Origin of the sequence: Stenotrophomonas chelatiphaga (genome assembly GCF_001431535.1) — a bacterium.
GTDB classification, from domain to species: Bacteria; Pseudomonadota; Gammaproteobacteria; order Xanthomonadales; family Xanthomonadaceae; genus Stenotrophomonas; species Stenotrophomonas chelatiphaga.
Genome location: NZ_LDJK01000032.1, coordinates 15,685 through 30,845 on the forward strand (window position 1 = coordinate 15,685; position 15,161 = coordinate 30,845).

The 15,161-nt window shown below is 68.3% G+C and carries 10 protein-coding genes; 3 read left to right on the forward strand and 7 right to left on the reverse strand.

The window, feature by feature from the left end; translation table 11 throughout:
- Nucleotides 1-83 precede the first annotated feature (83 nt).
- The gene (locus ABB28_RS08275) at nucleotides 84-821 is read left to right on the forward strand and encodes a 16S rRNA (uracil(1498)-N(3))-methyltransferase (RefSeq protein ID WP_057508179.1); all 738 of its coding nucleotides are present in this window, start codon (nucleotides 84-86) and stop codon (nucleotides 819-821) included.
- Nucleotides 822-924: 103 nt separating this feature from the next.
- On the opposite strand, the gene ABB28_RS08280 is transcribed toward ABB28_RS08275, so the two are convergent.
- From ABB28_RS08280 to pilG, 7 genes are all read right to left on the reverse strand, one after another.
- Nucleotides 925-1,386, reverse strand: coding sequence for a chemotaxis protein CheW (locus ABB28_RS08280; protein WP_057508180.1), 462 nt, complete (start codon nucleotides 1,384-1,386; stop codon nucleotides 925-927).
- A complete protein-coding gene (locus ABB28_RS08285) occupies nucleotides 1,383-2,723 on the reverse strand; it encodes a chemotaxis protein CheB (RefSeq protein WP_057508181.1) in 1,341 nt (446 codons plus the stop codon). Before ABB28_RS08285 ends, ABB28_RS08280 begins: the two co-directional genes overlap by 4 nt.
- Entirely contained in the window at nucleotides 2,710-9,474 is a 6,765-nt protein-coding gene (locus ABB28_RS08290) for an Hpt domain-containing protein (protein WP_057508182.1), read from the reverse strand. The genes ABB28_RS08285 and ABB28_RS08290 overlap by 14 nt, the downstream gene beginning before the upstream one ends.
- 111 nt (nucleotides 9,475-9,585) lie before the next feature.
- A complete protein-coding gene (locus ABB28_RS08295) occupies nucleotides 9,586-11,622 on the reverse strand; it encodes a methyl-accepting chemotaxis protein (protein WP_057508183.1) in 2,037 nt (678 codons plus the stop codon).
- A gap of 46 nt (nucleotides 11,623-11,668) precedes the next feature.
- Nucleotides 11,669-12,199 (reverse strand): chemotaxis protein CheW, encoded by a 531-nt coding sequence (locus tag ABB28_RS08300; RefSeq protein ID WP_057508184.1) that lies wholly within the window; start codon nucleotides 12,197-12,199, stop codon nucleotides 11,669-11,671.
- Nucleotides 12,199-12,561 (reverse strand): response regulator, encoded by a 363-nt coding sequence (locus tag ABB28_RS08305; protein WP_057508185.1) that lies wholly within the window; start codon nucleotides 12,559-12,561, stop codon nucleotides 12,199-12,201. The genes ABB28_RS08300 and ABB28_RS08305 overlap by 1 nt, the downstream gene beginning before the upstream one ends.
- Nucleotides 12,562-12,579: 18 nt before the next feature.
- A complete protein-coding gene (pilG, locus tag ABB28_RS08310; RefSeq protein WP_042614342.1) occupies nucleotides 12,580-12,981 on the reverse strand; it encodes a twitching motility response regulator PilG in 402 nt (133 codons plus the stop codon).
- Between the two features lie 226 nt (nucleotides 12,982-13,207).
- Between pilG and gshB the strand changes: the two genes are divergently transcribed.
- Both gshB and ABB28_RS08320 read left to right on the forward strand, forming a co-directional pair.
- A complete protein-coding gene (gshB, locus tag ABB28_RS08315; protein ID WP_057508186.1) occupies nucleotides 13,208-14,158 on the forward strand; it encodes a glutathione synthase in 951 nt (316 codons plus the stop codon).
- Entirely contained in the window at nucleotides 14,155-15,033 is an 879-nt protein-coding gene (locus ABB28_RS08320; protein WP_057508187.1) for an energy transducer TonB, read from the forward strand. The genes gshB and ABB28_RS08320 overlap by 4 nt, the downstream gene beginning before the upstream one ends.
- The last annotated feature ends 128 nt before the right edge of the window (nucleotides 15,034-15,161 follow it).

A 15,161-nucleotide genomic window follows, 5' to 3' on the forward strand; every position in this document is an offset into this window, starting at 1 on the left:
CAACATGTTCATGAGCCCACGATGCTAGCAGAGACACCCCCCTCCCCGCAGGACGCCCGCCCATCCGCTCTGGAGAACGCCCCATGCGCGTGACCCGCTGCCCCGTGTCGATGCCCCTGCAGGCCGGCCAGACCGTGTCCCTGCCCGAGGACGCCGCCAACCACCTGCTGCGCGTGATGCGCCTGCGCGAGGGCGATGCCTGCGTGCTGTTCAACGGTGATGGGCATGACTACGCGGCGACGCTTGTCGTGGCCGGCAAACGCGATGCACAGGTGCGCATCGACGCCGCCACGCTGCTGGCCAATGAATCCCCCCTGCGGATCACCCTGCTGCAGGGCGTGGCGCGCGGCGAGAAGATGGACCTGATCCTGCAGAAGGCCACCGAACTGGGCGTGGCGGCCGTGGTGCCGGTCAATGCCGAGCGCACCGAAGTGAAGCTGGATGCCGCGCGCGCGGAAAAGCGGGTCGCGCACTGGAACAACGTGGTGCAGTCCGCCTGCGGCCAGTCCGGGCGTGCGGTGATTCCGCGCTTGGGTCCGCCCTTGGCGTTGGCCGCGGCGATGGCGGTACTGCCCGCCGACACCCTGCGCCTGACCCTGGATCCAGAAGGCAGCCACCGCCTGTCCACCCTGCAGGCGGCCCCTGCAGGCGGGGTGGTCATCGCGATCGGTCCAGAAGGCGGCTGGTCGCCGCGCGATCGCCAGCAATTGGCCGCCGCGGGCTTCCAGGGGCTGCAGCTGGGGCCGCGCATCCTGCGCACGGAAACAGCCGGGCTGGCGGCCATCGCGGCCCTGCAGGCGCGCCTGGGCGACATGGGCTGAAGCGCGCTGGATCGAGGCTTTGTAGGTGACGACCGTTGGTCGTCACGCTTGGGCTGGTTCAAGGCGGTGACGACCACCGGTCGTCACCTGCCGGTTTACTTCGTCAGTGCAGCGAATCCAGCGCGGTTTCCACCGCGTCCAGGTTCGGCAGCAGCGCGCTCTGCTCACCCAGCAGCACGCGCATGTGCACGCTGTCGGGAAGCGTTTCTTCGGAAGCGTCGGCCAGCAGGCCATCGCGCGGCACCGAAATCAGCTGCGGGAAGCTCTGCGTCAGCAACGCGAAATACGGGCGCTGCGCGTTGCCGGCCAGTGCCTTGAGCACCACGACCTTGTTGTTGCCGCCGATGCTTTCCTCGCCTAGCCCGGACAGCCGTGCGAACGACACCAGCGGCACGTCCCAGCCGTGCCAGGCCAGCGTACCCAGCAGCCAGTCAGGACCTTCGGCGCTCGCCTGCACCTGCACCTTGGCCATCATTTCGGCCACGGTGGCATTGGGCAGCAGCACGCGTTCGGGACCGGACTGGATCAGGACCCCGCGGATTTCATCGTTGTTGGCATGGCTCACTGCGCTTCCCCTTGTTCCGGACGTGCCCAACGGGCACTGATGGCCTGTGCGAGCTCCTGCGGTTCGCCGGCGAACATGCCGGCAGCCACCACGGCGGTGGCCGCGGCGGGGTCGTAGCAGCCCTCGCCCACCTGGCCGCCCACCCACGCGCCGGCCTCGGCCAGCGTCAGCGCGGGGTCGACCTGCAGCAGATCGGCGCCGCTGAGCAGGATGACCGCGCTTTCGCCCGGCGGAAGCCGCGCCAGCTCCAGGCCCTGGGGCCGGCTTTCGAAATACAGTCCGCCGTCGCGCAGCGCGGTGGCGCTGTCGTCGGACAGGATGTAGACGTGGCCTTCCAGCACATCGGCGCCGGTCTCCGCCAGCAGCACCGGCAGGGGCGAAACGCGCGCCATCTGCTTGACCAGGTTGCCGTAGCGCGCGCCGTCCAGCGGCATCCGCACCAGCAGCGGCACGTCCAGCGCCGACGGCAGCGCCGCCAGCAGGCGCCGCAGCGCATCCGGGCCGCCAATGCCGGCCAGCACCACCACCGCGCCGCGGGCGCCACGGCGTGGCCCGGTGCCGGGCGGCGTGTCTTCCATGTCCACCAGTGAAAGGTGTGCCGAATCGAACACCGGCAACGCCGGCGGCGCGGCGGCCTCGCGGGTCACCGCGGCCGGTGCGCTGTCCTCGTCGAGCAGCGCCCAGCGGCTGTGGTCACCCAGCGGCGGCGGCGCCACCGCGCCGGCATCGGCAGGCGTGGCAGGGGCGTCGCTGTTGGCGTCGGCGTGGGCTTGCGGCAGGTCCGCCGCCAGCGCCTGTTCCAGCGTCTGCGGTTCCTGCCAGTGCGCGGGGGCCTCATACAGGCTGTCACCCGCCAGCAGATCCGCCGCGTCGGCCGCTTCGTCCAGGTGGAAATCCAGCGGCGCATCGACATGCAACTGGGCCGGCGTGTCCGGCATGCCGGGTTCGATCTGCAGGTCTTCTTCGACTTCCGCACCGGGTGGCAGCACCTGGCGGTGACCATGCAACTTGGCCGCCAGGTGGCGCGCCCAACGCTGGGTTTCCCAGCCTTCGCGGCGTGCCGCCAGTTCGGCCTCGTCGAACACCAGGGTGAACGCCGGCGAAGACAGTGCGTCGTCCAGTCGCTCCAGCGCCGCTTCCACCGCGGGTTCCAGCGCGATCACCACGGCCTGCGGGGCAACCGCGATCAGCGTCGCGGCGTCCAGCACATCCGGGTCTTCTTCCAGCACCAGCGCCACGTCGGCCTGCACCAGCGCTTCGCGCAGGCGGTCACGGGCCGCGCCCGGGCGTGCCAGCAGCGCGACGGCCGGCGGCAGGCTTGCATCATTCTCGGACACGGGCGATCCCCAGCAGGTCGTACACGTTACGCATCAGGTCCAGCTCCTGGTACGGCTTGCCCAGGTAACGCTGCACGCCGATTTCGAAAGCGCGCTGGCGATGCTTGTCGCCGCTGCGCGAGGTGATCATCACGATCGGCACATCGCGGTAACGAGGATCGGCGCGCATCGCGGTAGCCAGCTCGTAACCGTCCATGCGCGGCATTTCGATGTCCAGCAGCATCAGGTCCGGCACGCGTTCTTCCAGCCGTTCCAGCGCTTCCACGCCATCGCGCGCCACGCTGACGTCGAAGTTGTGGCGTTCCAGGATGCGGCTGGTGACCTTGCGCATGGTCAGCGAATCGTCGACCACCATCACCACCGGCACCTGGCGCTGCTGTTCCAGTTCGGCCACCGGCAGCGGACGCTCCGGGTTGGCGACGAAGCGGCGCACCAGCGGTGCCACGTCCAGGATCACCACCACGCGGCCATCGCCGGTGATGGTGGCACCGTAGATGCCCGGGACCGAGGCGATCTGCAGGCCGACCGGCTTCACCACGATTTCGCGGTTGCCCAGCACCTGGTCGATCGCCACGGCGGCACGCAGGTCGCCCGCACGCACCAGCAGCAGCGGCACCTGGGCCTGCCCTTCGGCACGTGCCGGGGCCTGGCCGATCAGGCTGCCCAGGTCATGCAGGGTGTAGTCCTCGCCGCTGTAGCGGTAGGTGCTGTCGCCTGCCTCGAAACGTTCGCGCGAAATGCGGCCGATGCCACTGACCGAACCTACCGGGACGGCAAAGGTGGTCTCGCCGATCTGCACGAACACCGCCTGGGTGACGGCCAGCGTCTGCGGCAGGCGCAGGGTGAAACGAGCGCCCTGTCCGCGGACCGAGTGGATTTCCACGCTGCCGCCGAGCTGGCGCACTTCATTGCGCACCACGTCCATGCCGACGCCGCGCCCGGCCAGCTGGCTGAGCTGGTCGGCGGTGCTGAAGCCGGAGGCGAAGATCAGGTTGTCCAGTTCGTTGTCGGCCAAGGTGGCATCGGCCTGGATCAGCCCGCGTTCCAGCGCGCGCCGGCGGATCGCTTCGCGGTCCAGTCCGGCACCATCGTCGGCCACGTCGAGCACGATTTCAGAGCCTTCGCGGTGCAGGCGCAGCGAGATCTCACCTTCCACCGGCTTGCCCGCCGCACGTCGCTGTTCGGCCGTTTCCAGGCCGTGGGCGACGGAGTTGCGCAGCATGTGTTCCAGCGGCGCCACCATGCGATCCAGCACGTTGCGATCCAGTTCGCCGTGGGTTCCTTCCAGCGTCAGGTGGACCTGCTTGCCGGTATCGGTACCGGCCTGGCGGACCACGCGACGCAGGCGCGGCACCAGCCCGTCGAAGGGCACCATGCGCGCACGCATCAGCCCATCCTGCAGTTCCGAGCTGACCCGCGACTGCTGTTGCAGCAGCGAATCGTACTGGCGCGAGAGGTCGTCCAGCACCCCCTGCAGGCCGCCAAGGTCGGCTGCCGATTCGTTCAGCGCACGGCTGAGCTGCTGCAGCGTGGAGAAGCGGTCCAGTTCCAGCGGATCGAAGCTGTGGTCGGCCTGCTCCTGCTCGCGCTGGTAACGGGCAACGATCTGCGCCTCGGTTTCCAGGTCCAGGCGGCGCAGCTGGTCGCGCAGACGCGCATTGGTGCGGTCCAGTTCGCCCATGGCGCCGCGGAAGGCACCCAGCTGCTGTTCCAGCCGCGAGCGGTAGATCGCCACTTCACCGGCGTGGTTGACCAGCCGGTCGAGCAGGTCGGCACGCACGCGCACCTGTTCCTGCTGCGGACGCGCGCCGCCTTCTTCCTCGCCGCCGGCTTCCACCGGCAAGGGCGCGGACAGCGGCAGGCTGGCGATGAGCGCGGCGGCGCTGGACGCGGCAGCGGCCGGTTCTTCTGCCTCGGCCTGCGTGGCGGGGCGGCCCTGGGTGCGTGCCTCGAAGGCGGCCACCAGGTCATCGGCCGCCGCCACCTGGCGATGGTTGCCGGTGAGGGTCAGCATCTGGTGCAGGCGGTCGAAGCCACGCTCCAGCAGCTGCACATCGCTGTGTTCGATGCTGGTGCGTCCGGCGAACACCGCTTCCAGCAGCGATTCGATGCCGTGGCCAAGATCACCGATCGGGTTGATGCCGGCCATGCGCGCGCCGCCCTTCAGCGTGTGCAGGTCGCGCTGCAGGCCGGCCAACGGCTCACGGTCCTCCGGCGCGCTGCGCAGCTCGCTGATCAGGCCATCGCAATGGTCAAGCAGGTCCTTGCCTTCCTCGACGAAGATGTCGACCAGCTCGCGGTCGAGCACGCTGAAGTCCAGCGCATCGGCGGCCACCTCGGTGTCTGCTTCGACGGTTTCGACGGTTTCGACCGTTTCGACTGCTTCGACCGTTTCGACTGCTTCGACCGTTTCGACTGCTTCGACTGCTTCGACTGCTTCGACCGTTTCGACTGCTTCGACTGCTTCGACCGTGACACCGCCGTCTGCCTCGACGTCCTCGGCGTGGTCAGCGGCCTGCAGGGAAACGTCCTGCACTTCCTGCAGCGCCTCGGCGCTGCCAGCGTCCACGGCAGACGGTTCGTCTGCTACGACGCCAGCGTCAACGGCGGAATCTGCTGCCGGTGCAGCAACTGCCTCCATTTCGAAATACGGCTGCTGAGCGGCTTCGGCTTCGGCTTCGGCTTCGGCTTCGACGTCGGCTTCCGCTTCGGCTTCTGCTTCGGCTTCTGCTTCGGCTTCGGCTTCTGCTTCTGCTTCGGCGGCAGTCGGCTCCGGCTGGTCGACCTGCGGTGGCAGGGACGGGGCCTGGTCTTCGATGAACTCGCCAAAGGGCGCTTCGTCGTCTACCGATGCATCGTGGCCGGCAGCGGAGACTGCCTCGTCGGCGTCATCCTCGACTGCGTCGTCGATGACGTGCATCCCTTCTTCCAGCGCCTCCTGCAGCGACACCGCATCGCCGAACGCCGCGCTGCCCTGCAGTTCTTCGGGCAGCGCATCCTGCGCCTGGTCATCGCCTGCCTCGAAGCGGGGTTCAAGCGGTTGCTCATGCGGCGCCGGCGCTTCGATCGCGCCCGGCACGTAGCTGTCAGGCAGTGCAGCATGCGCTGCATCATCCAGGTACAGCGACAGATCCTCTGCGCCGGTCAGCTGGACCTCGACATCGCGGTCCTGCACCGGTTCGCCGGTGACCGGCACGCGATCTTCGGCGGTTCCGGCAGCATCGTCGGCCTCTGCAATGACGACCGGTTCGACGTCCCATTCGTGGCCATCGGACGAGGCCGGAGCCGGGGCCGGATCCAGGAACGAGGAAAGATCGTGGGCGCCGGTCAATTCCACCGCGGTATCGGCAGCGTCGGCGGACGCAGCGATCTGCTCGTCGCGCGATTCATCCGGGACCAGTGCGGTATGTCCGTGCTCAGCCAGCAAGGCGGATTCGCTGACCTGCAGTTCGCCGTCGTCCACCATCGCTTCGGCGATCTGCTCGACCTCGGCCTGCTGGACCAGATCCGCAAAGTCGATCGCATCGACATGGCCGTGGGCATCGCTGGCTTCGGTGGCATCGCCGGCATCTTCCTCCTGCGCCTCTTCAGGCGCATCGGACACGTCTTCCAGCACCGGCCAACGCGCTTCCGGCAGGGTCGCGGCCAGCGCCTGCAGGCGTTCGGCAAGCGCCTGCTGCAGCGGGACGCGGGGCGATTCGGCCTGCAGCGCCAGCATGGTGGCTTCGATCGCGCGCGCAGTGGCATCCAGCGCGTGCACGCCGTCATGGCTGGGCACTTCGGACGCCGCCAGCGAGCGCTTGATGTAGCTCTCGGCCGCGCCGGTGACGGAGGTGATCTCCGGCACATCGGTCATTGCGAAGGCACCGTTCATGGTGTGCACGGCGCGCAGCAGCGGATCGGAGACCGGCTGCGGTTCGACCCGCGACGAGGCCAGCCACCCGTGCAGGGTGGCCATGTGCGCTTCCACTTCGGCTTCCAGGATCTCGCGCAGCACGCTGTCGATGCTGGCCGGCGCGCCTTCCAGCGACGCAGCCTCCGCATCGGCGGCGAACGCTGCTTCCAGCGCATCGATCCCGGGCTGCTCGTCCGCCGCGGAACCCGTTGCCGCCACCGGATGGGCGGGCAGCGGCACGTGGAAGGTTTCTTCGCCGGCGCCAACGCGGTCGGCAATCGACTGCAGCGCCTGCAGGTCCGCGCTGACGCGCTGGCCACTGCGCAGCGCTGCATTGAGTTCGGGCAGGGCGTGGTAAGCCTGTTCCACCACGGCCACCACCGCCGGCGTTGCCGGGCGGGAGCCATCCAGCACGCGGTTGAGCATGCCTTCGATCTTCCAGGCGAACTCGCCCAGCGTACGCGCGCCCACCAGGCGGCCACTGCCCTTCAGGGTGTGGAATACGCGGCGGATCGGGCGCAGCCGGTCCATGTTGTCCGGCTGCGCGCGCCAGGCCGGCAGCAGCCCGCCCAGGTTGATCAGTTCTTCGTCGAACTCTTCCAGGAACACCTCGCGGATATCCTGGTCGATGTTCTCGGCCTGCTCGTCGAACCCACCGTCAAGCGTTTCGGCGGTGGCAACGGGCGTTTCGGCCAGCACCGGTGCCTGCGGCTCCGGCTGCGGATTGAAGTCCGCCGCCGCGGCGGCCAGCTCGGCCAGGAAACGTGCATCGGCATCGTCGACCGCAACGGCCGCGACCGGCGGCGCGTCGACGTCGATCGACTGCTCGGTTGCCGTCGGCGCGAACGCTGGCGGTTCGGCTGCGGTGATGACATCGAAGCCTGCCGGCGCTTCGATGACCGAAGCTTCCAGCGCTTCCAGCGACAGGACATCGTCGGCTCGGCTGATGGCGCCCTCATCGAAATGGAAGCTGACCGGCATGACCGCATCGTCTTCCGCATCAACTTCGGCGAGCACCGGGTCGAAGTCAGCGCCATCGATCAGCAGCAGGCCCTCGTCGGCATCGCCGAGCACTCCCGGCACGTCGCCGTGGGTAGGCTGGGTATCGGCAACGGCCGTCAGATCCACCTGGGCGATCGGTTCGACCGTCCAGCGCGTGGCATCGGCGGCGTCTTCTGCAACGACCGGATCGAAATCGGTGAAGGTCGGCGCGCGGCTGTCGTTCGCATCCGCTTCCGCGTGGAAGCTGCCGAGTTCCCAGGCCGGGACCGGCGGAGGAACCGCGGTGGTCGCGGCGAACACCAACGTCGGTGCGGTCGGTTCGGTCGCTGCGCGCTGCAGGGGCGTGTCGTCGGAGGCCTCGACCGACGGGGCTGCGACGTCTTCGTCGGCAACGTCCGCTGCGGTTTCCAGCACCTGCGCCTGCACTGGCGGCGCGGCGTCGAACACGAAGTCCGGCAGTGGCGGCGGGACCTGCGCGGGCGCCGCCGCCAGCGGCGGCAGCTCCAGCGTTTCCAGCCCCGGCACCGTGAGCGGCGGCGGCAGCACGGCTTCGCGCTGCACCGGCTGCGGCGCCGCTTCAACGTTCGGTTCGACGGCGGCCGCGTTGGCCACCGGCAACGGCCAGTAGCGCAGGGCTTCCAGGCTGCTGCGGGTGATGTCCAGGATGCTTTCGCGTCCGGCGCGACGATCGCGCAGCGCTTCCAGGTAGTACTCCAGGCTGGCCATCGCATCGGCCAGCGTGTCCAGCTGGCGTCCGCTGGGCACGCGCTGGCGACCGATCAACTCGGCGTCGATGTACAGCTGGACGCCCTTCAGGTAGTCGGCCGGTACCGGCAGATCGAGCATGCGCAGCGCGCCGCCGACTTCGCCCAGCAGGCGCGGTACGTCCTGCAGCTGTTCGTGGTTCCAGTTGGTTTCGATGAAGGCGACGAAGTGCTCACGGGCCACGGTGAAGTTGGCGATCGCTTCATGCGCCAGCACTTCCAGCGTACGCCGGGTTTCAGCGGCGGACGGGTCGTCTTCGCCGCTGCCGGTGGCGCCCAGGTGGGCGACCTGGTCATCCAGCGAGGCGTCCACGTACAGCAGCGCACCGGCCACGTCGAGCAGCAGGCTCTCGTCGATCTGCTGCTCGCCCGCAACGACGCTGCTGAGCGCATCGCGCTGCTGCACCACCACGTTGCGCGCTACGTCCAGGCCCATCATGGCCAGCGTATCGCCCACCGCGGCAAGTTCGTTGACCTGCTGCTGCAGCTGCTGCGGCTGTCCGCCGGTGCGCAGGTGCAGGTCCAGCGCATCCTTGATGCGCAGCAGTTCTTCCTTCACCGCATTGCCGACGGTGTCGAGCAGCTCGCGGTTGCGTCCGCTCAGGCTGCCACGGGCATGGTCGAGTTCGGCTTCGGTGGCGCCGACGCTGTCCGGCGCAAAGGCCAGCAGCACGCTTTCATTGATGCCCGCCACGCCACGCGCGGCACGGATTTCGTTGAGCAGCGGCAGCAGCACGATCGGAATGTCGCGGTGGCCGTTCTGCAGGCGTTCCAGGTAATCCGGAAGCAGCACGCTGCCGCGCATCAGGGTCGCGCAGGATTCATCGCGCTCGGCGACCTCGCCACTGCCGATCGCCACGGCGAGCTGTTCAAGTTCCTCGGCCACCATCGCCGGTGCATACAGCTCCACCATGCGCAGCGTGCCCTGCACCTGGTGCAGGTAGCCGGCGCACAGGCGCATGCGGCTGGCGTCGGCGGGCGCCTCGACGAAGTATTCGACCTCGTTGCGCACCTGGCGCAGGGTCTCATCCAGCTCCGGCTTCACCCAGCCCAGGGCGGCATGGCTCATTGCATCGCGCAGGGTACTCATGGGCGGACTCCGGTCGCCAGCGAACGCATGCCGCGCGGGGCATGGCATGCAGTGTGGCGGAAATAGTGACGATGCTTCATCAGATGATCCTTGCTTCCCCGTACTGCCGGCTTACGCCGGCAGCTTGAAGTCGGCGACCGAGCGGCGAAGGTCGGCGGCCAGCTGTGCCAGGTGGCCGATCGATTCGGCGGTCTGCCCCGCACCCTGCGAGGTCTGGCCGGTGATCTGCCGGATCACGCCCATGGTATGGGTGATGTCCGATGCGGCCGACGACTGCTGCTGGGCGGCCACGGAGATGTTCTTGATGAGGTTGTTGAGGGCGTTGGACACGCGCTCGATCTCGGTCAGCGCGGTGCCGGCGTCTTCGGCCAGGCGTGCACCGGACACCACCTCGGCGGTGGTCTGCTCCATCGAGGTAACCGCTTCGTTGGTATCGGCCTGGATGGCCTGCACCAGGCCTTCGATGCGTCGCGTCGCACCGGAGGTGCGTTCTGCCAGGCGCTGCACTTCGTCGGCCACCACGGCGAAACCGCGACCGGCTTCACCGGCCGAAGCCGCCTGCACCGCGGCGTTCAAGGCCAGGATGTTGGTCTGCTCGGAAATGTCGTTGATCAGTTCCACGATAGAGCCGATTTCCTGCGAAGACTCACCCAGCCGCTTGATGCGCTTGGACGTTTCCTGGATCTGGTCGCGGATCTGGTCCATGCCCTGGATGGTTTCGCGCACCACGCCGGCGCCTTCGGCGGCGATCACCACCGAGCGCTGCGCCACTTCGGCGGACTCGGAGGAGTTGCGCGACACCTGTTCGATGCTTGCCGCGATTTCGCCGATGCGGTCCGATGCGGTGGTGATCTGGTTGGCCTGGTGGCCGGCCGCTTCGGCCAGCTGCATCGCCGTGGCCTGGGTTTCCTGGGTGGACACGGCGACCTTGGCCGAGGTGTCGTTGATGGTGGTCACCAGGTGGCGCAGCTCGTCGACGGCGTAGTTGATGGCGTCTGCGATGGCGCCGGTCATGTCTTCGGTCACCGACGCTTTCACGGTCAGGTCACCCTCACCGAGCGAGCTGATTTCATCCAGCAGCCGCATGATGGCCTGCTGGTTGCGGCTGTTGAATTCCACCTGGGTCTGGTAACGCAGCTCCTGCTCGCGCGAACGTCCGCGCACCGAGGTGCTGACGAAGCCGATGATGGCGATCAGCGACAGGATGCCGGACAACACGCCGATCCAGAAATTGGGGAACAGGCGGGTATCGCTGACCGAGCCAAAGGACGAGAACGCGTTGAACAGGCCCTTGCTGTCGGCCAGCATGTCCGACGAACCCGCGGTCAGGCTGGCGGCGGCGGCCTGGGCGGCGAACAGCTGGCGCGAACTGGCCAGGATCGCATCGGCGTCGGTCTTCATCGCCGTCCACTGCTGCTGGGACTGCTCCAGCGCGGCCAGCGCGGCGGCGCCACGTACCGCGACGATGCCCATGTCTTCGTTACCGTTGCGCAGGCCGTCGAGCACCTGGCTGAACACGGTGATGTCGCGTGCCAGTGCATCACCGGCTGCCGCGGCGGTCGAGCCACCGGCGCGCATTTCAGTGACCCGGCGCGCCATGGTGCCGGCGACCACGACCTGCTGCAGCGCGCTGTAGATCTGCGATGACGGTGCGCCGGAGGCACTCATCGCACGCACCACTTCGTTCAACTGGGCCTGCAGGCCCGGCACCGCACCGGTGAAGTTGTTGGCGTTGCCGGCCAGGGTCAGCACCGCCGGCTCGCTGGACACCAGCTGGGCGGCGCTCTTGGCCAGTGGCTGCCAGGTCGCGGCCAGCTTGCCGATCGGGGCGGACACACCGGGTTCGGTGCCGTAGCGGCCCTGCAGGGTGGCGACGTTTTCATCGATCGCGGCGCGGGTGGCCTTGAACGCGGTGAAGGCCTGCGCGTTGCCGGCCACTGCCTCTCGTCCCTGGTTGGCCAGCTGCTGTGACAGCACCTGCAGGTCGGCCGCCTTGGTGCTGGCGTCGGCCAGGCGGCTGCCCTGCCAGGTGGCCACGCCGGTGTTCAGGCCGAACAGGGCCATCGCCAGCAGCAGCAGGATCAACCACGCGTTGGTGCCACCGAGGCGCACCTTGGCCGCCTTGCTGGTATCGGAAGCAGTACTCATCGTTCAACCTCGATGTTCAATGCAATGCAGGAACGGAAACCGCGGTTCAGGCCGCGGCTTGCCGGAATTCGGGAGTGCGCGACAGCAGCGAGAGCGAGAAGACGCCCCAGTCGTGTTCGTCGGCATGGAAGGCACGTTCGACGAAGTGGGCGTAGCGCCCTTCGGCCAGTCCGCCCACCGCCACTTCCTGGTCCAGCTCGAAACTGCGCTGGCCGTAGAGTTCGTCGATGGTCAGGGCCACGTCGCCGCCGGCCTGGCGCATGACCAGCACGCGCTGGCCTTCCTGCTGCACCGTGCGCGCGCCTTCCAGGAACAGCTTCAGGTCGATCACCGGGAACAGGTTGCCGCGCAGGTTGCCGACGCCGAGCAGCCAGGGCTGCGCGCAGGGCACCGGCGTCACCGGTGGCATCGGCACGATTTCCACCACTTCGCGGAAGTCAGAGACCAGCCGGCGATGGCCGACCCGGTACCCGACGCCACGCCAGAGATCCTGCGCGAACTGGCGTTCCGGCAACTGCACCGCATGGGCCAGGCTGCGGCGCTCATAGGCTTCGAGGATGTCGAAGGGAGAGCGCATCAGGACACCAGCTCGTTGATCCGCGCGATCAGGTCTTCCTCGCGCGGCGGCTTGACGATGTAATCGGCAGCGCCCTGGCGCAGGCCCCAGGCCTTGTCGGTTTCCATCGCCTTGGTGCTGACGATGATCACCGGGATGTGCTTGGTGGCCGCATCGCGGGCCAGTGCGCGGGTGGCCTGGAAGCCACTCATGCCCGGCAGCACGACGTCCATCAGCACCAGCTGTGGCAACTGGCTGCGGACCAGTTCCAACCCGGCTTCGGCGTTGTCTGCCTCTTCGACTTCATGCCCTGCCTTGCGCAGCCATTGGCTGAACACCGCACGGTCGGTCGGTGAATCCTCGATCAGGACGATACGAGCCATTTTGCCTTTCCCCCCTGGTCAGGCGTTGACGTATGTGCGGATGGCACCCAGCAGTTCTTCGCGCGTGAAAGGCTTGGTCAGGTACTGCTCCGAGCCGACGATGCGCCCGCGCGCCTTGTCGAACAGACCATCCTTGGACGACAGCATGATCACCGGCGTCGACTTGAACAGCTGGTTGCCCTTGATCAGCGCACAGGTCTGATAGCCGTCAAGACGCGGCATCATGATGTCCACGAAGATGATCTGCGGCTGCTGGTCTGCGATCTTGGCCAAGGCCTCGAAGCCGTCGGTGGCGGTCACCACCTCGCAGCCTTCGCGTTTCAGCAGCGTTTCCGCCGTCCTTCGAATGGTCTTCGAATCGTCGATGACCATCACCCGGAGTCCTGCGAGCTCCCCGCCCGCAGTCATGTTCTCAGTCATTACCGTTCCCCATGCGCGGCACTTCGGTCGGCGCCGCTGCGAAGGCGTATCTATATCGCACTTGCGTGACCGCCAGCAAGTTCGGCGACGACTTTCCTGCGCGAGGCCCGTCCGGCCGTGGCGAAGGGGGGTGGATCGATTGCCCGCACGCACCGTTGCGCGCAGACAGGCGGGCACGCCGCGGGCGGAGCCGCTACCATCAGCACCTTGCCTGACAGGTGCCGCCATGCCGTTGAACGTCATCGTGGTGATGGACCCCATCGCCCATATCAAGATCGCCAAGGACACGACCTTCGCCATGCTGCTGGAGGCCCAGCGCCGCGGCCACGCCCTGCACTACGTGAAGCCCGGCGGATTGAGCCTGGACAACGGCCGCGCCGTCGCCCTCACCGCCCCGCTGCAGGTGCGCGACGACCCGACCGACTGGTACACCCTGGGCGGGTTCAGCCAGACGGTGTTCGGCCCCGGCCAGGTCGTGCTGATGCGCAAGGACCCGCCCGTGGATGCCGAGTTCATCTACGACACCCAGGTGCTCGACGTGGCCGCCACGGCAGGCGCGCGGGTGGTCAACAATCCGCAGGGCCTGCGCGATTACAACGAGAAACTGGCTGCCCTGCTGTTCCCGCAGTGCTGCCCCCCGACCCTGGTCAGCCGCGACGCCAAGGCGCTGAAGGCCTTCGTGCTGGAACACGGCCAGGCGGTACTGAAGCCGCTGGACGGCATGGGCGGACGTTCGATCTTCCGCAGCGGCACCGGTGATCCGAACCTCAACGTGATCCTGGAAACGCTGACCGACGGCGACCGCAAACTGACCTTGGCGCAGAAGTTCATCCCCGACATCACCGCCGGCGACAAGCGCATCCTGCTGGTCGACGGCGTGCCGGTGGAGTACTGCCTGGCGCGGATCCCGCAGGGCGATGAATTCCGCGGCAACCTGGCCGCCGGCGGACGCGGCGAAGGCCGCCCGCTGAGCGAACGTGACCGCTGGATCGCGGCCCAGGTGGGCCCGGAAATGAAGCGGCGTGGCATGCGTTTCGTCGGCCTGGACGTGATCGGCGATTACCTGACCGAGGTCAACGTGACCAGCCCGACCTGCGTGCGTGAACTGGACGCGCAGTACGGGCTGAACATCGCCGGCCAGCTGTTCGACGCCATCGAGGCCGACCTGCCGCGATGAGCGCGATGGTTTCCCTCGCTGCCGGCGGCCGCGAATCACAGCGGCTGGGCGCGACCCTGGCCCTGTCCGTCGCCCTGCATGCGCTGCTGATCCTGGGCGTGGGGTTCGCGGTGCGCGGCGATGCCCCCCTGGTGCCGACGCTGGACGTGATCTTCACCCAGACCCAGACCGCGCTGACGCCCAGGCAGGCTGATTTCCTGGCCGCCGCCAGCCAGGTCGGCGGCGGTGAGCATGACAAGGCGATGCGTCCGCGCGAAAGCCAGGCCGGGGTGGTGCCGCAGGCGCTGCCCGGCAGCAGTCCGGTGCCGCAGCAACGCCAGGATGCCGCTGCCCCGCCGCCACCGCAGTCGCGGGTGGTGAGCAGCCGCAATGGCGAAGAGCAGGTCGCACGCGCCCAGCAGCAGCCGATGCCGGAACAGCCGCGCCCGGATGCGCCGTTGAACGCGCGCGAGCAGCGCGATGCCGAGATGGCCCGGCTCGCCGCCGAGGTGCACCTGCGCTCGGCGCAGTATGCGAAGCGGCCCAACCGCAAGTTCGTTTCCGCCAGCACCCGTGAGTACGCGTGGGCCAATTACCTGCGCGCTTGGGTCGACCGGGCAGAACGCGTGGGCAACCTGAACTACCCCGATGAAGCGCGCCAGCGTCGACTGGGCGGACAGGTGGTGATCACCGTGGGCGTGCGCCGCGATGGCAGCGTGGAAAGCGCGCGCATCCTGCGCTCCAGCGGGACCCCGCTGCTGGACGAGGCGGCCCTGCGGGTGGTGCGGCTGGCGCAGCCGTTCCCGGCGCTGCCGCAGACCAAGGATGACGTGGACATCCTGCAGGTGACCCGCACCTGGGCGTTCCTGCCCGGTGGCGAACTGCGCGACGACTGAGGGTGTGCGTGCCGGGCTGCGCCCGGCGGCTGCTTGTTCGAGCAAAGCCCACTGCAACGTCAACGTCAACAGCTGCAGGGTTGCTTGCTGGCGGGGCGGGATGGGCTGGCGGGGGACGGCAAGAGCCG

Bases quoted from the DNA above. Each gene is read 5' to 3' on its own strand.
- ABB28_RS08275 (WP_057508179.1), top strand. From the start codon at position 84: ATGCGCGTGACCCGCTGCCCCGTGTCGATGCCCCTGCAGGCCGGCCAG.
- ABB28_RS08290 (WP_057508182.1), bottom strand. From the start codon at position 9,474: ATGAGTACCCTGCGCGATGCAATGAGCCATGCCGCCCTGGGCTGGGTG.
- ABB28_RS08295 (WP_057508183.1), bottom strand. From the start codon at position 11,622: ATGAGTACTGCTTCCGATACCAGCAAGGCGGCCAAGGTGCGCCTCGGT.
- ABB28_RS08300 (WP_057508184.1), bottom strand. From the start codon at position 12,199: ATGCGCTCTCCCTTCGACATCCTCGAAGCCTATGAGCGCCGCAGCCTG.
- ABB28_RS08305 (WP_057508185.1), bottom strand. From the start codon at position 12,561: ATGGCTCGTATCGTCCTGATCGAGGATTCACCGACCGACCGTGCGGTG.
- pilG (WP_042614342.1), bottom strand. From the start codon at position 12,981: ATGACTGAGAACATGACTGCGGGCGGGGAGCTCGCAGGACTCCGGGTG.
- gshB (WP_057508186.1), top strand. From the start codon at position 13,208: ATGCCGTTGAACGTCATCGTGGTGATGGACCCCATCGCCCATATCAAG.
- ABB28_RS08320 (WP_057508187.1), top strand. From the start codon at position 14,155: ATGAGCGCGATGGTTTCCCTCGCTGCCGGCGGCCGCGAATCACAGCGG.